General features: G+C 35.5%; 20 protein-coding genes. 17 read left to right on the forward strand and 3 right to left on the reverse strand.

Annotated elements, in window-relative coordinates; all coding sequences use genetic code 11:
• Positions 1-75: 75 nt before the first annotated feature.
• The 13 genes from tssO (at position 76) to AN34_RS02560 (ending at position 13587) form a co-directional block, all read left to right on the forward strand.
• Positions 76-597, forward strand: a complete 522-nt coding sequence (tssO, locus tag AN34_RS02500) for a type VI secretion system TssO (protein ID WP_029281962.1) — start codon at positions 76-78, stop codon at positions 595-597.
• A gap of 9 nt (positions 598-606) precedes the next feature.
• Positions 607-1092, forward strand: a complete 486-nt coding sequence (locus AN34_RS02505; protein ID WP_029281964.1) for a type VI secretion system transmembrane protein TssO — start codon at positions 607-609, stop codon at positions 1090-1092.
• Positions 1093-1126: 34 nt separating this feature from the next.
• Complete coding sequence (locus AN34_RS02510; RefSeq protein WP_051666167.1) at positions 1127-2110, forward strand: PKD domain-containing protein; 984 nt, start codon at positions 1127-1129, stop codon at positions 2108-2110.
• A gap of 38 nt (positions 2111-2148) precedes the next feature.
• Positions 2149-4524 carry a type VI secretion system protein TssR domain-containing protein gene (gene tssR / locus AN34_RS02515; protein ID WP_029281969.1) on the forward strand — a complete coding sequence of 792 codons (2376 nt, stop codon included), beginning with the start codon at positions 2149-2151 and terminating at the stop codon, positions 4522-4524.
• A 5-nt stretch (positions 4525-4529) separates the two neighbouring features.
• Entirely contained in the window at positions 4530-7046 is a 2517-nt protein-coding gene (locus AN34_RS02520) for an ATP-dependent Clp protease ATP-binding subunit (RefSeq protein WP_029281971.1), read from the forward strand.
• Between the two features lie 48 nt (positions 7047-7094).
• Complete coding sequence (locus AN34_RS02525; RefSeq protein WP_029281973.1) at positions 7095-7541, forward strand: hypothetical protein; 447 nt, start codon at positions 7095-7097, stop codon at positions 7539-7541.
• A gap of 18 nt (positions 7542-7559) precedes the next feature.
• Positions 7560-8954: a DUF5458 family protein gene (locus tag AN34_RS02530; RefSeq protein ID WP_029281975.1), complete on the forward strand. Its 1395-nt coding sequence runs from the start codon at positions 7560-7562 to the stop codon at positions 8952-8954.
• 196 nt (positions 8955-9150) lie between these two features.
• Positions 9151-9723, forward strand: coding sequence for an NAD(P)H-dependent oxidoreductase (locus AN34_RS02535; protein ID WP_029281976.1), 573 nt, complete (start codon positions 9151-9153; stop codon positions 9721-9723).
• Positions 9724-10029: 306 nt separating this feature from the next.
• Complete coding sequence (tssD, locus tag AN34_RS02540; RefSeq protein ID WP_029281978.1) at positions 10030-10425, forward strand: type VI secretion system tube protein TssD; 396 nt, start codon at positions 10030-10032, stop codon at positions 10423-10425.
• 174 nt (positions 10426-10599) lie between these two features.
• Positions 10600-10995 (forward strand): type VI secretion system tube protein TssD, encoded by a 396-nt coding sequence (tssD, locus tag AN34_RS02545; protein ID WP_029281980.1) that lies wholly within the window; start codon positions 10600-10602, stop codon positions 10993-10995.
• Between the two features lie 522 nt (positions 10996-11517).
• Positions 11518-11724: a hypothetical protein gene (locus AN34_RS02550; protein ID WP_029281982.1), complete on the forward strand. Its 207-nt coding sequence runs from the start codon at positions 11518-11520 to the stop codon at positions 11722-11724.
• Between the two features lie 493 nt (positions 11725-12217).
• On the forward strand, positions 12218-12994 hold the full coding sequence (locus AN34_RS02555) for a hypothetical protein (protein ID WP_051666169.1): 777 nt from the start codon (positions 12218-12220) through the stop codon (positions 12992-12994).
• 2 nt (positions 12995-12996) lie between these two features.
• Positions 12997-13587 (forward strand): hypothetical protein, encoded by a 591-nt coding sequence (locus tag AN34_RS02560; protein WP_036676355.1) that lies wholly within the window; start codon positions 12997-12999, stop codon positions 13585-13587.
• A 43-nt stretch (positions 13588-13630) separates the two neighbouring features.
• On the opposite strand, the gene AN34_RS02565 is transcribed toward AN34_RS02560, so the two are convergent.
• Both AN34_RS02565 and AN34_RS02570 read right to left on the reverse strand, forming a co-directional pair.
• A complete protein-coding gene (locus AN34_RS02565) occupies positions 13631-14506 on the reverse strand; it encodes a DMT family transporter (protein WP_029281988.1) in 876 nt (291 codons plus the stop codon).
• Between the two features lie 132 nt (positions 14507-14638).
• Positions 14639-14986, reverse strand: coding sequence for a hypothetical protein (locus AN34_RS02570; protein WP_029281990.1), 348 nt, complete (start codon positions 14984-14986; stop codon positions 14639-14641).
• A gap of 115 nt (positions 14987-15101) precedes the next feature.
• Between AN34_RS02570 and AN34_RS02575 the strand changes: the two genes are divergently transcribed.
• Together AN34_RS02575 and AN34_RS02580 are read left to right on the forward strand one after the other, a co-directional pair.
• Positions 15102-15638 (forward strand): superoxide dismutase family protein, encoded by a 537-nt coding sequence (locus AN34_RS02575; RefSeq protein WP_051666171.1) that lies wholly within the window; start codon positions 15102-15104, stop codon positions 15636-15638.
• Between the two features lie 98 nt (positions 15639-15736).
• Positions 15737-16267, forward strand: a complete 531-nt coding sequence (locus AN34_RS02580) for a biopolymer transporter ExbD (RefSeq protein WP_029281994.1) — start codon at positions 15737-15739, stop codon at positions 16265-16267.
• 63 nt (positions 16268-16330) lie between these two features.
• Here the strand turns inward: AN34_RS02580 and metK are convergent, their stop codons facing one another.
• Positions 16331-17581, reverse strand: coding sequence for a methionine adenosyltransferase (gene metK / locus AN34_RS02585; RefSeq protein ID WP_029281996.1), 1251 nt, complete (start codon positions 17579-17581; stop codon positions 16331-16333).
• Positions 17582-17804: 223 nt separating this feature from the next.
• On the opposite strand from metK, the gene AN34_RS02590 reads away from it, so the two are divergent.
• On the forward strand, positions 17805-18686 hold the full coding sequence (locus tag AN34_RS02590) for a diacylglycerol kinase family protein (protein WP_029281998.1): 882 nt from the start codon (positions 17805-17807) through the stop codon (positions 18684-18686).
• A gap of 41 nt (positions 18687-18727) precedes the next feature.
• Positions 18728-19078 (forward strand): translation initiation factor, encoded by a 351-nt coding sequence (locus AN34_RS02595; protein WP_029282000.1) that lies wholly within the window; start codon positions 18728-18730, stop codon positions 19076-19078.
• Positions 19079-19188: the final 110 nt, after the last annotated feature.

Here is a 19188-nt window from a genome sequence, read left to right on the forward strand (position 1 = left end):
GCTTGTGTGATTTTAGGTGATGTTGATTGTCAGATTAATTATTGTGCCCTATACTAAGTGATACATTAAAGCTATATGAAGCCCATTAACGCCATCGAAATCAGGAATTCTTATATGAAATTTATCCTGAGTTTTTTGTTTCTAACCATTTTCTCCATTTTCTGTATTTTCCTTTTTTTTGCAGCTTCTGATTATGAATATGCTTTGCTGGATAAAAAAGTAAAGGAAACTGAAAAACTATCTTATTTAAGAAAAGACATTAATACCAATTTCGACCTGATTTTGGTTCGTTTTAAAGAACTTGCTCAATACCGTGAATACAATGCCAATGAAATGAGTAAGCAAGCTATTCTGTTGGGAGACATTCAAACAGCCAATAACCGGATTAAAGACCTGATTTCCAGAAAGAGTGAACAAAGCCCGAGTTTTGATTTGTATGGAAAACTAAACAACAATGTAGGCGCAATGGCTGATTTGCAGGATTCACTTATTCAATCACGTGGTGATATACAACGTTATAAGGAGCAAATAAACGAATGCCAGCTGGCCAACAAGTCTGCAGCAAATAAAATCAGAAACGGGCGATACGGCCGATAATTTATACCGATGATAAAATTAAGCATAAAAGAAAGGCGTGAACAGTTTTTGTTCTTTACAGCATTGTTTGTTTTTACCGTAGGACTTTTAAGTTTTGGGATTTTCTATAGCAACAAATCAAGATATGAGATTTCAAAAGAAGAACTCGAAGTTAAAATCAGTGAAAATGAAGTGTTTGAAAATATGGTAAAAGAAACCAAACCAACCATTGATACCACTTTCAAACAAATTACACGCTATAACCCTAATGTTCAGGCTGTTTTCTTAAAGAATGATATTCAATTATCATTAGGGTCTATTAAATCGGCATTTGACCGAAAGGCTTCAGATTCCAGATATAAAATTTTTGTTCAAACGGCACAATTATACGACAGGCTTTTTTATGACCGACAAGAACAAAATAGAAATATATCAGATATTGAATTACATAAAAGACAATTAGACGACTGCATAACTAACAGACGCCAATTGCAACAAACCATTTCAGCAAGATAAAAACCTCTAAACCTCCAAAAAAACAACGCTACCTATGTCTGACTCAAACACCAAGCAAGTTAATTCAAATTCGCAGGGCTATGTTATTTTATACATCTTATTAGCTGTATTGCTCTTAACAGGCCTTATCTTTTTATTTAAGAGTTCATTGTTCGAAAAACGAACCATTGATGCGAGAATTTTAAAAGATGAGATTTATTTAAATGAAGATTTAGTTTTTACCGATAATACGCCCAAAGCAAAAAAGTGGTTATGGGAATTTGGTAATGGCGAAAGAGCCACTACAAAAACTGGATCATATCATTACACAAAACCTGATACTTACATCGTACGCCTAACAGTAGATGGAGAGCTGCGCCAGGAATTTCCAATTACAGTAAGAGACACTGTAAAAGCTGCGGTAGTAGATAGTGTGCTCACCATTAGCGGGCCAACAGCTGGTTTGGTTAATGAAGAAATCAGATTAGAAGGAGATGGAGAAGGAAAAGATTTCGAGTGGTCTTTCGGAGAAACCGGAAGGGTAGATGTTAAAGGCAAAACAGCTTTGTACACTTACCGTGCTCCAGGAAAATATGTAGTTCGCTTACGGTCAGATAAAGCCCGTAAACCGGCTTATTTAACCATATTAATTACTGATCCCAATGCAGAAATTGTTGATGATTTTGTAGCACCAGGAGATGGTGAACGTAAAACTATTGATGATATCAGGGCTCGTTTGCAGGCCATAGCCAATGGTGCAGATTTTAATTCCAACTATTATTATCTGATCAACAAATACATGTGCAATAATGAAAAGGTAACGGTTAATGTTGAAATGAATGGAAAGAAGAAACAGACTGATATTTATTCATATTGTATGGGCCTCACCTTTGGGGGTGAAATTGCAGTAGATGAAGCACAATTAACCATTAAGCCAAACTCTACCTGTGCCAGTTTATTAAATATTAAGCAACATTCAGGAACCGTTCAACCAGCAGCTACAGCTACAACTGATGCCGCTACTGATAAAACCAAATAGATTAACATCTTAACCTCTAAAGCTCATCTACATCAATTATGAAAAAATATTATGCCTTATCCATCCTTTTATTAGGAATATCATTTGCTCAGGCGCAATCTCCGGCGGCGTTTGGCAAAAGAGTAAAATACATGCCCAAAGCATATGAAAGACCTGCAGAAACCATTAACGTAAACGAAAATACAAGCAGCAGTAGTTTACCCTGGATTGTTTTTTCTGATCGGGAAGATAATTATACCACTACTGCTCCAGGCGGTAGCCTGATTATGAAAAAAATAGGTTTTATGGAACCATTTTATGTTTCAAAAGAAGAAAATGGTTATTTGAAGCTAATTAAGTATAAGGCGGGCATGATCAGGGGTAGGAAAATTAACGATAAAAAAAGTGCCATCAGTTACGGTTGGATTGCAAAGTCTAAATTGCTTTTATGGCAACGGGCATTCTCGAACCAGAAAACAGGTTATGCAGAAAAAGCAATTGGTATTGTAAATGGTAAGAATGCCTTAACAGAACCAAAATTCTACTTTGATACCACTGATTCTATTTTAGTTTATAATACGCCTGAACTTAAAGACAGACGTACAAAAGTAAGATTGCACGAAATTGCTTATATCTATAAAAAATCTGAAGACGGGAAAAAATATTTAATTGGTTCTGATGATCAGCTGGTAGCAGATACAGCCTTAAAAAGTATTTATGGATGGGTCTCATCTGAAGCAGTTCATAATTGGGGAGATCGCCTGTATATTACTTCAGCTAAACCAGGTTATGAAGATAGCGACGATTCTACAGCAACTGCCATTAAAAACGGAATGGATAAAGGAACAGCTTTCGTTGTAGATCCATTACTGCCAAAAGAAAATTTGATTTTAAAAAGTGTGCCTGTTATTACTGATGACGCTAATAATTACGCTGTAGGCATAGCAGCTGATGTTTATAATAAGAAAGACAATAAACTTTTAACCATTAATGGCTCCTCGCTTTCTTATCAGGACTATTTAAAACTTCGAAAAAACAAAAATAAAATCAATGTATTATTCGTAGTTGATGGCGGAAGCTCAATGACCAAATATCTTTCCGGAATGACTAACACCATTGCTTCATTTGAGAATACGATGGGTGATTTTGGTAAAGGCGCAAATGTAAGTTATGGTGGAGTGGTATACCGCGGTGAAGCCGGTTGTGCACTTCAGGGAATCTTTGTGAGTCCGATTCAGAATGATTACCGGAAATTAATGAGCTTTTTATCCAATCAGGCTAAAAATACTTTAAGGTGTAATGGAGAAGTTGCAGAAGGACCAGTTTTTGATGCTTTAAAGACCGGGTTAAATCTTTTCAAAGCTAAAAAGAATGAAACCAATCTCATCATTCTGGTAGGTAGTACCGGCAACATAGGTGGCACTAATAATTATTCGATTAATGAATTGAGTGAGCAGGTTGCCCTTGCAGATGCCCGTATTTTAGCACTTCAGGTATATAGTGATTTCAATCAATCATTTAACAATTTTGTAATTCAATCTCGTAAACTGGTTTCAGAATCAGCCATCCGTTCTGCTGAGTATAGAAAAAATACCATGGTTAAAGGAGAAGGTTTAAAAAGCTTCCAGCCGTACAACACCAGCCTTCAGGATTCTATTTCTTACTATTTGGATTACCCTAAAAATAGTTTGATCCAGGGCGGAGTTGTTTTCCCAACTAAAGGATCTGTAAACTCAAACCAAAGTATGACGATTGCTCTGCGCCGTTTTGTTAAAGAAACCAACATGGATATTGTGAATCAGATTAGTTCATTAGATAGCGCATTTCGTTTAACAGGTATTTCTCGTAAAAATCTTTCAGCTGATGTGGAAAGTCTGTTGCCGCCGCCAGTTGGTGCAGAAGTAGCAGACCGGATGCCGCATAACGCCTTTAAATACTATAGTACAGCAAACTTATCTGCTGATGTGGTGAAAAATAACCGATCTGCTTTGCAATATGCCATTGTATTAAATAATATGGAATACAAGCAAATTCTTGATGTTTTTTCGATTATGCTAGGCGAAAACCTGCAGGCAGATCAATCATCTTTTAGAAGTAAGCTGGTTAAAAATTATGTTAAAATGCCAAAGCAATTATTGGGAATGAAGGTTTCTTCGGGTACAATAAAAGCGATGACACTTGCAGACTACATTAAATTAGTAACAGGATTACCACTGAATAATGAATTTTTAGCTAAATATAAAGTGAATGATTTAAAGAGCACTTCTAAAATGCCATTAGATCAGTTTGAAAATTATATTAAATTATTAAATCAATCCGTTCAGCAAATTAAGAGAGCAACACAGATAGAGCAGCAGTTTTTATCTAACGGCAAAATATATTACTACATTACTGAAAACAATTTTAATCCGGCAGTTTTGCCAGTAACCAACTAAGGGATATGGCAATTACAAATTTAAGCGAGTCAGTAAAAACAGCCTTGCACATTGCACAGTCACTGGCGAAAGAGTATAGAAATGAGGTGTTTACCGCTGCGCATTTGCTCAAAGGTTTAATGCATAAAGACGTTGGTTTAAGATCTTTTATTACTTCAATTGGGAAGGATGAAGAATATATCAGCGAATGGGCTGAAGTTCGGATTGAAGAACAGGCAAAATCTGCTGGTCTTAGTGATACCGTAAGTGGCTCACCAGAAATTGCAGTTATTTTTGAAGAAGCAGATAATGTACGCATTAAGCTAGGGCTTGATTTAATTACGCCAGTTTGCGTGTTAACTGCATTAGCAAAGCCAGGGATTGGTTTTCAGCCAGATCAATTAAAATCATTTCCGATTAAAGAGCGTGAGATCTTAGATCTTTACGTAAAAGACGAGGAAATTTCAAGAGTAGTTTCTCCGGATAAAACCGCTGAAGGAGCTGAAAATAAAAGTACAGGTAATGCTTTGTATAAGTACTGTATAGATCGGTTACAAATGGTTCGGGATGCTAAAACTGACCCAATCATTGGTCGAGATAAGGAAACCCGGATGATGATGGAAATTCTCTGTCGCAGAACCAAACCCAACGTAATTCTTACAGGAGATGCAGGCGTAGGTAAAACGGCATTGGTTGATGGATTCGCAATTGATATTGTCAATCAGAATGTACCAGATAGCTTAAAACCAGTTCAGCTTTTTGAGCTTGATTTAGGATCGCTTATTGCCGGTGCATCTTACAAAGGAGAAATAGAAGACAGACTAAAAAACATCATTAAAGAAGTAAAACAGTTTGAAAAAGCAGTGCTCTTTATTGATGAAATTCATACCTTACTGGATAGCAAAGGGCCGTTAGGTGCCGGAATTGGCAATTTATTAAAACCAGAATTGGCCCGTGGAGAAATTACGGTAATTGGTGCTACAACGATTGATGAATACCGTAAAATTATTGAACCAGAGCAAGCTTTCAGCAGGCGTTTTGAGGTGCTTCAGGTGAATGAACCAAATGAAGAAAGTACCATCAAAATGTTACAGAAACTGGCGGTAAAATATGAAGAGCATCATGGCTTAAATATTGAACCTGATGCCTTGGGTGAATGTGTTCGCCTGGCCAAGCGCTACATGAAAGACCGGAGGTTGCCAGATTCTGCATTTGATTTGCTGGATAGAACCATGGCTGCCATGAAGATGATGAATGATACTTCAGATCAGGTGATCACCAGTTTGGAAACAGATTTAGAAGCACTGAATGCAGGTGAAGGAAAATCAGAGGCAGATCAGTTTGCAGATTATAAGTGGCTGTTTTCTTTGCTTCAAAATAAATTAAGTCCTGTTTTATTAGGTCGCTTAACTGATGAAACGCAAACAGATGCATTTGAAACAGCTGATGAATACCAGGGATATATCAATAGTAGTCTTCAGGAATTAAAGAAATATGCTGCTGAGAAGAGCGACCGGATTACTAAACAGGATATTGCCTCAATAGTTGCTTATAAAACAGGCATCCCAATGGGTAAACTACAAGCAGGTGAAAAGGAAAAATTGCTAAATATGGAGCAATACCTAAAAAAGCGTGTAGTGGGCCAGGATCAGGCACTTAAGGCAGTTTCAGACGCCATATTAGAATCAAGAAGTGGGCTAAATAAAAAAGGACAGCCCATCGGATCATTCTTTTTATTGGGTCCAACAGGAACAGGTAAAACCGAACTTGCCAAATCAATAGCCGAATTTTTATTTAATGATGAAAAGGCGATGATTAGGTTTGATATGTCTGAATTTAAAGAAGAACATAGTGCGGCCTTATTATATGGAGCGCCTCCCGGATATGTTGGTTATGAGGAAGGCGGATTGCTGGTAAATAAAATCAGACAACAGCCCTATTCTGTATTGTTATTTGATGAGATTGAAAAGGCACATCCATCTGTTTTTGATACTTTTTTACAGATCTTAGATGAAGGCCATATGCATGATCGATTAGGTAAAGAAGGAGATTTTAGCAATTCACTGATTCTGTTTACCTCGAATATTGGCAGCGAATGGATTGCCGAGCAAATTGGTAAAGGCGTTATCCCGGCTTCAAATCAACTGATGGAAGTAATGGCTGGCCATTTCCGTCCGGAGTTTTTAGCCAGAATTTCAGAAATTGTACCATTTGCCCCAATCAATGAAAGCAATGTGGTACGCATTTTTGAGATCCAGCTCAGCAGTCTGGTTCAATCACTGAATAAAATGGGCATCGAATTTGAAATTGCAGAAGATGCTAAGAAAATGATTGCATTAGATGGTTTTACGCCTAAATATGGTGCAAGGCAACTTTCAGCTGTCATTAGAAATCTTTTACGTCGCCCAATTTCAAAATACATCATTTCCGGCGAACTTAAAAAAGGTTCAAAGATTGTGGTGAGTAAACATCTGGAAGGAGATCAGTTAGAATGGAATATTATTCAGCCTGAAGCATCAATATTGGAACAAAAATTGAGTTAAAATGTTAATTACTATATCTTTATAAAATTGAACCTAAAATAACATACTATGTTTAACTATGAAATTGGTGGAAACGAACGAAAAATCGATACATCAGAAGCATTCGCAGAAATTGCCTTTAATAAAACACTTTTTGTACAGAAATTAACGGATAACGAACCTATCAAACCTGAAAAGGTGGAAGGTTTAAAAACTGTTAAAGAAGTATTTGATCACTATAAGCCAAATGTTAAAGTGGCTTTTGAAAAGCAAGACGGATCAACCGTTGGGGAAACGATCAATTTTAATGATATGAGTGATTTTGGTGTGAAAAATATCATCAACCAAAGTAACTACCTCACCAATGTGAATATTGAAAGGGAAATGTCTCTCAATGTGATCAAACAATTAAAATCAAACAAAACCTTAAAAGCTACGCTTGATGATGAAGAAACTAAAAATGCTTTCATTAGTGCTTTGAAGAATTTTGTAGATGAACTGGAGCAAAATAAATAATCTAAACGCTAAGAAAACATGTCAAATCCTCAAGAATTAAACGCAGACCAAAATATATCCCAGGAAGCAGGCTATAAACCAGCAGAGGGTAATACCATAGCAAAAACATCACTTAAAGAAAACTTAGAAAAACTAGCCAGAGTAGGCGGTTTTGATTTGTTAGAAACTACTGTAGATGGCCTACAGAATTTAAATCCGGAAAGAAAAGCAAGAAAGCAAATCTTTTTAACTGGAGATGAGAAAAGAAAAGAACGTGAAGAACTAAAGAAGAAAATTCAGCTTTGGATTGATGTACTTGAATCTTCTGCTTCTGTTGCGGATATGGTAGAAAAAAGCACTGAAAAATTAAATGCTGCAGAAGAAAACCTCAATAAAAATATTGGGACGGCTTTAGAAAGTTCAAGAGAGCTGGAACAAGCTTATAGATCCGTTCATTTATTTTATAAGAATACAGAAGCCGATAAACTTAAAAATGTTGTGTTGCTTAATGCATCCATGGATCAGATTAAGGATTTAGATAATCCACGTTTTATTGATTATGTTGATGATGAATTAAAGCAAAATTACGATCGTTTAGATTTGCGTAAAAACTATTCATTGATGGTTGTTCCCGGTTATATGGGATCAAACAAGGTACTTGAGCGTTGGGGTAAAATTGCACACAGCAACAAAGCTATGCTGGTAACCGATTTTGCCGATTTAGATCAACCTGATGATGTTTTAGATTTATTTACTGCTGCAAATTTAACTGGCGCTGATGCTTTCCGTTCTAACGTCATCATGACTTGTAACTGGCTTGTAGGTAGGGGTAAAGTTGCTGAAGTAGGTGAGGAAGATGATTTAACGGTTCCAGGTTCTGCTGCTTTAGCTGGGAAAATGTACTACACTTTAATGTCTCAGGTTACTGCAGGTAAAAAACATGGTGCCATTAATGAAGTAGATGGTGTTAAATTTGATCTGAAGAAGAGTGAAATTTCACATTTGGAAAGGGTAGGTTTAGTGCCTATGGTTAATGAATACGGAAAGGTAATGGCATTCTCAGCTAAAACGCTGTTTAATGGTGATAACATCGGTTTACAGACTTACTCTGTTGTAAGGGTATTTGATTACATTACTAAGGTATTGTTCGATTTCTTAAACAGAAGAGCATTTGAAAACTGGACTTCGAAAACTGAACAAGATCTACGTGGTCAGATTGTGAAATTTTTAGATGGTATTCAAGGTGCTGATCGTTTAATAGAAAGGTTTAAAATTATGCGTTTTGAACGTGATGAACAGCAAAAAGACAGAATCCATTTAGATATTCACATCACACCATATTTTCCTGCGAAGAGCTTTGTGGTAAAATTAGATGGCCATAAAGGTGAAGATGAAAGTACTACCTGGGCATCTGAATATAATCAACAACAATAAAATATGAACGTAAAGTTTTTCTGATAAGATGTAAAGCATTTAGTCAGTCTTAACTTTTAGTTTAAAATATATCCTTAATTTAAGGAAGGAAACCTGATCAATCTGATCAGGTTTTTTGTTTTTAATGCAATAGGTTAACAAAATCTTTATAGTTTTGTAACATCTACCGCCTCGAAAGCTAAATATCAACATATAAATGAAGCAAGTACTTATCCTGAATGGGGATATAGAGAAGACGGTATCCACAGATTTTTTAATCAATGCCTATAAAAAAGGTGCTGAAAATGCTGGTGCAACAATCAGAGAAATTGCTATTATTGATCTGATCTTTAATTCCAATAAGCTTTTTAATAACAGACAGATTGCTGAGCTTGAACCTGATTTACAAAAGGCTTTAAATGCCATCAGACAGAGTAATCATGTGGTACTTTTTTGCCCTGTTTATGTAGATCATATTCCAGCTAAGATCAAAGGCTTTTTTGATCGGTTATTTATGCCAGATCAGATTTTTATGGCACAGCATCAAAATATCAACAATAACTTTAATGGCCGTTCAGCAAGAATTGTATCTATTTTAGATGAAGCAACTTTTAAAGAATGGAAAGCCAACAAGAAAACAACTTACCTTTCGATTAAAAAGGCTGTATTTGAAAAGTGTAAAATGAGCCCGGTATTAACCAATACAATAGGTGAGTTACATTCTTTAGAAAATCATTATAGTCAAAAATGGGTTGCAAAAATGGAGAAATTTGGATTTCAGTTAATTTAAGCTAAACGATCTGAATATAAAAGTATGCCCAAAAGTGCTACAAATTGTAGAAAATAGCTACACTTTTGTAGATCGATAAGTGAATTCACAGTAAAAATTATTTATTACTTTCTGTAATTTTTATACTGATATAAATCTATGCTGATGCATTTAAGAAAGCAATTTATGTAACTTTCTTATCACTTATCCGTCATGCATATTCCTGCTATTCCTTAAATTAACTTATTGCTGGCCTGATATTTGGTTTTAGTTTGATATCGTAGCATAAGCTACATTAACAAATCTTAACCATTAAATTTAGACCCTATGGCTTTCAAAGCTAGATTGAATTTTTCGGGCAAGGAGTACGATGTACTTCATTGCGCCTATGCCTTAAACCGTGATGTAGATGCTAAAGGAAGACCTTCTTCCGGAGTTTATGGCGGAACCATTGATATTGAGATCGAGTCAACTGAAGACACCTCAATTATCGAAGCGATGGTAAACAACCAGTACAAACCTATTACAGGAACACTTCTGATTAAGAAAACTGAAGAAGATGCTAAAATGAAAGAGGTAGATTTCGAAGATGGCTACATTGTTAAATATTCTGAAGGAATTAACATTGTTGGCGATCATCCGATGACACTGAAATTCCAGATCTCGGCCAGAAAGCTGAAACTTGGAAATGCGGAGCATTTAAACGATTGGCCTAAAGCGTAGACGGGAAAAGGTTATTAGCGGTTAGTATTGTTTAGGGTTTAGTGTAGTTAGCATATTTAGTCTAAACTATCTAACCTCATAACCCATCTAAACAATTTCAGGTTCTTACTAACTAACCACCTAATCCATCTAACCTCAATTCATTTTTTCAAAAACATTTAAAAACTTATTACCATGGCATTTAAAACCAGATTAACATTAGGTTCAAAAGAATTTGATGTATTACAGTGCAGCTTTTCATTAAATAGAGATGTAGACGCAAAAGGTCGTCCTTCATCAGGTGTATATGGTGGAACAATCAATATTGAAATTGAGTCTACTGAAGATACTTCAGTAATAGAATCAATGGTGAATAATCAATATAAACCACAATCAGGAACCATTACTTTCAAAAAAGGCGAAGAAGACGCTAAAATGAAAGAACTAACTTTCGAAGATGGTTACATTGTTCAATATAGTGAAGGTATTGCGGTAAACGATAATACGCCTATGACACTTACTTTCGTAGTATCAGCTAGAAAACTGAAATTAGGTAACGCAGAACACGAAAACGATTGGCCTAAAGCTTAATCCGTATTTCAATATAAAAGAGTAAAAGCGATTGGTGAATGCCAATCGCTTTTGTCTATCAGATTTTATTTAAACCAAGCACGGTACGTGAATTGATTTAGTTCATTATGAACACCGCATGCCTTTCTGAATAAGTTTCAAGTAATTGTTGATCCACTGATTTATCGTCAATATGTAAAAGAAACTCATTGCAGAAATAAATATAGAAGGAAAAGAAATTACACATTTCGCATCTTTCAGCTTAAAACAGTCTTTTAATCATCATCATTTTGAGCTTCGTTTCAATCATGATCACATGGGTGCTCCCGGCCTGATCACTTTAGATGATAGTCGTGATTTCGTGGGAAAAACCCTTACAGCCTCTTTCGGGCATTCGCAGTAAGGGATGCAAAATTTTCTGGGCTTGGTATCCAAAGTAGAACTTTCTCAAAGTCATGGTTATCACGGAGTTTTAATTGTAAGTGGTTATAGTCCTACTATTCTCAAGAAGATAATATAGTAGGGCTGAGCAACATATTCAAAATGATTAATGCCGAAGGCTATGTGATACAGGATTTCCCAGAACAACCTAAGATTGAGTTTTATGCGAAAAATAGGGTGGCAAACTTAATTAGAGATAATCAATTACCAATTATTTCATATTTAAAAAAAGAAGAAAATGAAGAGTTTGGATTTCCTTTTTATATAAACATACCAGAAGGGAAGACTGCTTTTGAAATTATTCGTTAAAGCATATCTAATAGAACCGTTGCAGATTTTTATTACAGAGATAAAGGAATTTAAAAAATAAATATGATAAATTGGTTACTAGCAGATGCTCAACAGAATTTTCAGTAAACGGTGTAACAACATTTTACAAAAATACGTAGGCTAAATATCTTAATAATAGCAAGCAAATACCTAAACTAATAGAAAATAATTCAATAGGAATTTAAATTATCCTCTAAAAATTCTGTAGTCAAAAGTAACACTTTGTCCAAAAATACTACATTTTTGTATGCTGCTGACTGTAGTATAAATGATACTAATATATTTTCACAAAATATACATACGTTCATGATGAAAAATCTGTGTTCTACAGCCCCTTAATTAATTGTTTTAAATAAGCGTATTTGTTATCCATTAGTTATGAGTTAGATACATTGGATTTGGCTTGGTATTTGGGGTGCAAAGACTGATAGTAAACGCTGAGATAACCGAATTGTTCACCCATACTTTACAGATGAAAAAGACAAAAACAATTAAAATAGTCAAGCCATCTCAACCTACCGATCTAGAATATATCAAAATGTTCGATGATTGTGTAATCGATGCAACAAAGATGGGTACGGTTGATAAGGTTATAGATGAACAAGTCAGTGCTAACAGAAATCGATATACAGACATATCTGATCAAGTGGCCGGTAACGTAATAAAACCATTTACATCCGCATTAACACCCAGTACTTTGTTTCAACCCGTTAATGCCTTAGATCTGTCAAAGCCTATAGATGGCTCCTTTGCTGCTTTTCATAAAAACACTTTTGAAGAATCATTAAATAATTTTGTTGTAGGTTCATCCAAAATTCCGTGGTATTTTATTGCCTGTGCGCACTATCTTGAATGTACATTTGATTTTAAAAAACATTTGCATAATGGAGATCCACTTACAGGCTACACCGTTAAAGTACCCGCAAACAGACCAAAGGTTGGCCATGGCCCACCCTTTACCTTTGAAGAGAGTGCCGTCGATGCCTTAAAATTGATGAAGTTAAATGAAATTTCGAATTGGAGTCTCCCAACGGTATTGCGAAAATTAGAAGCATATAACGGTTTTGGTTATTTTAAATACCATAGCATCAATTCTCCTTATTTGTGGAGTTATTCCAATCAATATGTTAAAGGGAAATACGTTGCTGACGGAAAGTTTGATGCCGAAGCTGTCTCTAAACAAATGGGCGCTGCCGTAATATTAAAAAGGATGGAACAACGTACATTGATATATATTCCAAGGCATTAAATATGATGAATATTAGAATTTTAATATTGATGATTGTTTTACCCTCTTTAATCTGCTGTACTTCAGAAAATGGACAGGGGCAACAAAAAGTAGATAAAGAGACAGGTCAAAAACTGTATCAGTCACCTCAAAAACTGCCTTTGGGAGATTTAACTGATGAGCAAGAATTTAGAAAAACCCTTGAAAACTTAAAGAGAACCCTGAAGCAAAAGAATCTAAAAAAGATAGCCTCTTTATTAAATTATCCGTTTTATACCAGCCATAAGGAAGTACCTAACGGAATAGGCGTACCTGCAGATCCGATTAGTCTAACAGAATTTGATAACTATAAATCGGCAATTTTTAATGCAGATGTGATGCGGATTCTACCTTTATGTAAAGAGGATAATTTATCAGAAATCGATGAAAAAACAGACGAGGTTTATTATCAGTCATTAAAAAAATTAACAGACACTGGTAGTAAAATGTATGAAGTCTACATGCAGTATCCGGAAAGCAATACACAAGCTGAAAGTTACTTTAGCTTCATTTTTGGCAAAGTTAATGGTCAGTTTAAAATACTGTCAACTTATGCAAAATGGCCAGTTAAATAATTAATGTAATTAAAGCAATTAGGAAGCATTTAAATAAACTCCGTTAAACATCAGTTACGTTTAGATCTAATGGTTTGGTTTTCCTTGCCGTAAATGAAGAGCCGGCGGAAGCAATTACAACACAGGTAACGGCTGCACATTCTGTAAGAGAAAGATGCTCTTTTAAAAACACAAATGCAGCTAATGATGCCATTGCTGGCTCCAAACTCATTAATATACTAAATGTTCGTGCAGGTAACTGTTTTAGTGCTCTAATTTCGAGAGTGAAAGGAATAGCACTCGAAAGTAAGGCCAGTGCTGTTCCAAGACCTAATAATTTCGGGGTTAAGTGATGTAAGCCCCCACTAAAAACACCAAAAGGTAAGATGACAATTGTAGCGATTAACATGCCTACAGATACTGCTTCTCCACCTTTCATTATTTTAGAAATTTTTCCACCCAATATAATATAGGCGGCCCAGAATGCACCTGCAAGTAAAGCCAATAAAACTCCTAAAATATTTAACCCATTGCTAGTCCAGGGAGCTATTAAAGCAATTCCAATAATAGATAATATCACCCAGATAAAGTCTATAGCTTTTTTAGATCCAAAAATTGCAAGCAATAATGGTCCTACAAATTCTAATGTAACACCCAAACCAACCGGAATACGTTCAATTGCTAAATAAAATATCATATTCATTAAGCCAAGTGAACCTCCATAAAGCAGCAGATATTTCCATTGTTTGATGTTAAATTTTAAAAGATTGGGGCGAAAAGTAATGGAAAGAATGGCAGCAGATAATCCAATTCTAAGTGATGCTGTAGCTGCCGCACCTATTTCAGGAAAAAGCCCCTTAGCAATTGCTGCACCACACTGAACGCTTATGATGGCTATAATGACTGCAGGAATTGGCTGAATAGTAAATTTGCTTTTCATTAAAATTTAAAGAGCGGCGAAATTACATATTTATAGCCAACAATATAAGCCGAATCTTAATTATGGCTGTTCTGTTATAAAGCAAAAAAGGCATGAATTAAATCCATGCCTTTCAAATTAGTTTAGTGTCAGTTAGCAGAATAACTCCTGTTCATCTCTGTTCTCCGTAGGAATTTTCTTTAAAAAATCGTCAAATCCCGACCCAAGATTATCAGAATAAATGCCATAAGCATCTAAGATATAACCAATATTTTTTTCAGAATCTTCCACTAAATAAAGTACAGAATTGTCTGCAGGGTCTGAGGGTCCTTCAAATCGATATGTTTTAACAATCGTTAAGTCTTCTGGCTTGTAAATCTTACTCATCGATTTACTTTGCATCTTACCGTGATCGGTCATTTTTAATTCGTTGTCTCTTCCTTTCAGCCTCAATTTCTCTAAAATTTGACTCAAAGTGTTCATTTCAAATGGCTGTTCCATAGTTACATGATTTTATATTAAATAAACACTATGTAATGTAAATGGTTTTGTAATCCAGTTTTAAATGTCAAACTAAATGACTGTCAATGTGTTTGATATAAAACTAAATATTAATATGATGAAAAAATATTTCTTAGGCTTAGCTATTGCCAGTATGGCATTAATAAGTGCCTGTACACAAAAGGAAACAGAACTTGCTTCTGCAAATCTTTCAGAAACTGCCGATCCTTCTAAAAGTATTGGAACGGTGAAGTTTTATGGATTAAGTGATGGTAAAATCAAGATGGATTTGAAATTAAAATTTGCATCAAGAGCTGATAGCAATGTTGCAGTACATTTTCACGAACATGGAGATTGCGGCGACATGGGTGAAAACACACACGGACACTGGAACCCAACAAAAGAAGATCATGGAAAATGGGGTTCTGGAGCATACCACAGTGGCGATATTGGCAATATTAAGTTAGATTCAAAAGGAGAAGGTGAAATTTCTGTTACCACAGACCGATGGAGTGTGCAGGATGGAGATGTAAAAAATATCATTGGAAGAGGCATTATTGTTCACGGAGGAACTGATGATTATAAAACGCAGCCAACTGGTAATTCAGGACCGAGAGTAGGTTGTGGTGTTATTGAAGCAGTCAAAAAATAACCTGTTAATTTGACTATATCAGAAAAGCGATTAAAATATTAATCGCTTTTTTTATGCAATTTTAACAAGCCTGTCATCATCATAAAAAAAGATAAGATATGGCAACTTTAAATGAATCTCCTAGGGGCAAGGCCCATAAAGGAAAAACCAGAAAAATAGCTCCAAGAGTGGATTTGACCGCAATGGTTGACCTCATGTTTCTACTAACTACCTTCTTTATGCTAACAACTTCTCTTGGAACCTTAAATGCTGCAGACGTAGCCAAGCCTGATCCTTGTAATGATTGTACCATGGATTATCCTGCATCAAGGACAATGACAATCTTACTTGGGAAGAATAATATGGCACTTAGTTATTTGGGCACACCGGAAGGCGCTAATATGAAATTAATACCGGTAAGAGAAATTTATAACCAAATCATGATTAATAAATTAGCCGTATCGAAAGCCCATCATAATAATGATAGCAAATATTTGCTAGTGATCATAAAACCTGGTAAAACGGCTCAATTTAAAGATTTTGTTGATGTAATTGATGAAATGAAAATTGCAGATATTAAGTCGTATAGCATTGATGATCAGCATTTCAATTTAATAGAAACTAAAGCCTTGGCTGCAAAGGTTTTTTAAACGCTGGCGCTAAACAAGAAAGTCCCGGTGTTCGCCGGGACTTTGCTCATTTTTTTAAAAAACTTAAATACCAAAGGCAGCTTTAACCTGATCTACATAGTCTAACTTTTCCCAGGTAAACAATTCCACAGTAACTGTTTTTTCTTCGCCATTTGGCGTTCTGAAAGTTTTGCTCACTGTTTCAGGCGTTCTGCCCATGTGGCCATAAGCAGCTGTTTCACTATAGATTGGATTTCTTAATTTTAAACGTTGCTCGATAAAATAAGGACGCATATCAAAAACTGATTCAACAATTTTAGCGATTTCACCATCGGTTTTGCCCACTTTGCCAGTGCCATAAGTGTTAATGTAAATTCCCATTGGTTTTGCAACACCAATAGCATATGATACCTGAACTAAAATTTCATCAGCAATACCAGCTGCAACCAGGTTTTTAGCAATGTGGCGCGTAGCATAAGCTGCACTTCTATCTACCTTGCTTGGATCTTTACCGGAGAAAGCGCCACCACCATGTGCACCTTTTCCACCATAAGTATCAACAATGATTTTTCTACCAGTTAAACCTGTATCGCCATGTGGACCGCCAATCACAAATTTACCCGTCGGGTTGATGTGGTATTCAATCTTGTCATTAAACAAATGGGCATATTGAGGATTATTTTTTATAATTCTAGGAATTAAAATACCTACTAAGTCAGATTTGATTTTAGCCAGCATGGTTGCTTCTTCATCAAAATCATCATGTTGAGTAGAAATTACAATCGCATCAATACGAACAGGCTTGTTATGATCATCATATTCCAATGTTACCTGGCTTTTTGCATCCGGACGCAAGTATTTAATTTCATTATTCTCACGTCTTAAAACGGCAAGTTCTTGCAATAATTTATGCGAAAGGTTTAATGCCAAAGGCATATAATCTTTTGTTTCATTTGTAGCATAACCAAACATCATTCCCTGGTCGCCTGCTCCTTGTTCCTCTTTGCTACTTCTATCTACCCCTTGGTTAATGTCCTGAGATTGTTCATGTATGGCAGATAAAATTCCGCAAGAGTTAGCTTCAAACATATATTCGCTTTTAGTATAACCAATTTTCTTGATTACATCACGTGCAATTTGCTGTACGTCTAAATAGGTTTTAGATTTAACCTCGCCAGCTAAAATAACCTGGCCGGTAGTCACTAAAGTTTCACAGGCAACTTTTGATTCTGGATCGAAAGCTAAAAAATTATCAATTAACGCATCCGAAATTTGATCGGCAATTTTGTCTGGGTGGCCTTCAGATACAGATTCTGATGTAAATAAATACGACATCTATTAAATTTTAATGATAAATAAACATTTATAAAGCGCCAACGACCCCTGGAAACAGGTTCTACATGATTGAAGGAGGTATTAGCACTTTTTTTTTAGTGGTTGCAATCCGTCCCGAATCTCTTCGGAATAGCAAATCAGTCCACTACATTATGCGACAAAATTAGCATATTTTCTTTATTTCAAAAATTATAGATTATTTTGTACCCTCATTCTTTACGTTTTGCACACAAAGCACAATATACTTTTTATCATCAACCCAATTTCAGGTGGGAAGGGGAAGCTTCGTATTCCCGATTTTATCGATAAATATCTCGATAAAGAGAAGTTTAATGCAAATTTTGTATTTACAGAATACATAGGTCATGCAGCTGAGCTGGCCGAAGAGGCTGCAAATAAAAATTTTGATATCCTGATTGCCGCTGGAGGCGATGGAACAATAAACGAAGTGGCCACCAAAGTGCTTCAGTATAAAAAGATCCTGGGTATCTTACCGTTAGGGTCGGGAAATGGACTGGCCAGATTCCTTCACATTCCTAAAAATCTCCGTTATGCAATTTTAGCCATTAACCACCTAAAAATTGAACATATTGATACAGCCACGTTTAATAATAAAAAATTCTTTAATCTAGCTGGAATTGGTTTTGATGCTCACTTAAGTTCTGTTTTTTCAAATGATAAAAAAAGAGGATTAGCCGGCTATTTAAAACTAGGCTTTCAGGAAGTTTTTGGTTATCGTGCACAGAAATATAAGATCAACATTGATAGTACGGAATATATCAGAGATGCCTTTGCAATCAGCATTGCCAATTCCTCTCAGTATGGTAATGATGTTTTTATTGCACCAGGTGCATCTATTAAAGATGGCTTATTAGATGTTTGCATCATTAAACCCTTTCCTTTACTGAAGTTACCACTTTTGGGATACATCATGCTAAAAGGTACAGCCGAAAATTCGGAAATGATTGAAATTATTAAAGGAAAACACATCCAGATTAGTAGAGAAACAGATGGCGCTGTGCATGTAGATGGTGAGCCTTTACAAATGGGAAAGGAAATAGAAGCTAAAATCGATCCTCTGTCTCTAAAAGTCATTGTTCCATAGTTGAATGCACTATTCTATAATTTCCAACTTACATTTGTATAATGAAACCTAAAAAAAATAGCCTGAGCGATCTGGGAGGAATTATGTTTTCTACCAATCCCGACTTTGAATACCAGGAAGAGGTAGATGATCAAACTACTTTAGCAAATAATCAACAAGATTTGCGGGTGATGTTAGATAAAAAAAATCGTGGTGGAAAAGCGGTTACATTAGTCACTGGATTTAATGGGCGCTCAGAAGATCTTGATGTTTTAGGTAAAATGCTTAAAACAAAATGTGGTGTTGGTGGATCAGTTAAAGATGGAGAAATTATGATTCAGGGCGATGTAAGAGATAAAGTAATAGCTATACTTCAAAAAGAGGGTTATAAAGTTAAAAAAGCCGGCGGTTAACTGGTTCTGAAATCATCCTCTTTTAATTTGTCTTAGTGTATTTTTCTGTTTTTTTTAAGACATATAAAAACACATTAATTAACTGTATATTAGCTGTTTACATGTTAGTG

Origin of the sequence: Pedobacter sp. R20-19, assembly GCF_000708265.2 — a bacterium.
Taxonomy (GTDB): domain Bacteria; phylum Bacteroidota; class Bacteroidia; order Sphingobacteriales; family Sphingobacteriaceae; genus Pedobacter.

Bases quoted from the DNA above. Each gene is read 5' to 3' on its own strand.
- AN34_RS02575 (WP_051666171.1), top strand. From the start codon at position 15,102: ATGATGAAAAAATATTTCTTAGGCTTAGCTATTGCCAGTATGGCATTA.
- tssD (WP_029281978.1), top strand. From the start codon at position 10,030: ATGGCTTTCAAAGCTAGATTGAATTTTTCGGGCAAGGAGTACGATGTA.
- AN34_RS02525 (WP_029281973.1), top strand. From the start codon at position 7,095: ATGTTTAACTATGAAATTGGTGGAAACGAACGAAAAATCGATACATCA.
- tssD (WP_029281980.1), top strand. From the start codon at position 10,600: ATGGCATTTAAAACCAGATTAACATTAGGTTCAAAAGAATTTGATGTA.
- AN34_RS02520 (WP_029281971.1), top strand. From the start codon at position 4,530: ATGGCAATTACAAATTTAAGCGAGTCAGTAAAAACAGCCTTGCACATT.
- tssO (WP_029281962.1), top strand. From the start codon at position 76: ATGAAGCCCATTAACGCCATCGAAATCAGGAATTCTTATATGAAATTT.
- AN34_RS02580 (WP_029281994.1), top strand. From the start codon at position 15,737: ATGGCAACTTTAAATGAATCTCCTAGGGGCAAGGCCCATAAAGGAAAA.
- AN34_RS02505 (WP_029281964.1), top strand. From the start codon at position 607: ATGATAAAATTAAGCATAAAAGAAAGGCGTGAACAGTTTTTGTTCTTT.
- AN34_RS02535 (WP_029281976.1), top strand. From the start codon at position 9,151: ATGAAGCAAGTACTTATCCTGAATGGGGATATAGAGAAGACGGTATCC.
- AN34_RS02595 (WP_029282000.1), top strand. From the start codon at position 18,728: ATGAAACCTAAAAAAAATAGCCTGAGCGATCTGGGAGGAATTATGTTT.
- AN34_RS02510 (WP_051666167.1), top strand. From the start codon at position 1,127: ATGTCTGACTCAAACACCAAGCAAGTTAATTCAAATTCGCAGGGCTAT.
- AN34_RS02550 (WP_029281982.1), top strand. From the start codon at position 11,518: ATGATTAATGCCGAAGGCTATGTGATACAGGATTTCCCAGAACAACCT.
- AN34_RS02530 (WP_029281975.1), top strand. From the start codon at position 7,560: ATGTCAAATCCTCAAGAATTAAACGCAGACCAAAATATATCCCAGGAA.
- AN34_RS02555 (WP_051666169.1), top strand. From the start codon at position 12,218: ATGAAAAAGACAAAAACAATTAAAATAGTCAAGCCATCTCAACCTACC.
- AN34_RS02565 (WP_029281988.1), bottom strand. From the start codon at position 14,506: ATGAAAAGCAAATTTACTATTCAGCCAATTCCTGCAGTCATTATAGCC.
- AN34_RS02560 (WP_036676355.1), top strand. From the start codon at position 12,997: ATGATGAATATTAGAATTTTAATATTGATGATTGTTTTACCCTCTTTA.
- metK (WP_029281996.1), bottom strand. From the start codon at position 17,581: ATGTCGTATTTATTTACATCAGAATCTGTATCTGAAGGCCACCCAGAC.
- AN34_RS02570 (WP_029281990.1), bottom strand. From the start codon at position 14,986: ATGGAACAGCCATTTGAAATGAACACTTTGAGTCAAATTTTAGAGAAA.
- tssR (WP_029281969.1), top strand. From the start codon at position 2,149: ATGAAAAAATATTATGCCTTATCCATCCTTTTATTAGGAATATCATTT.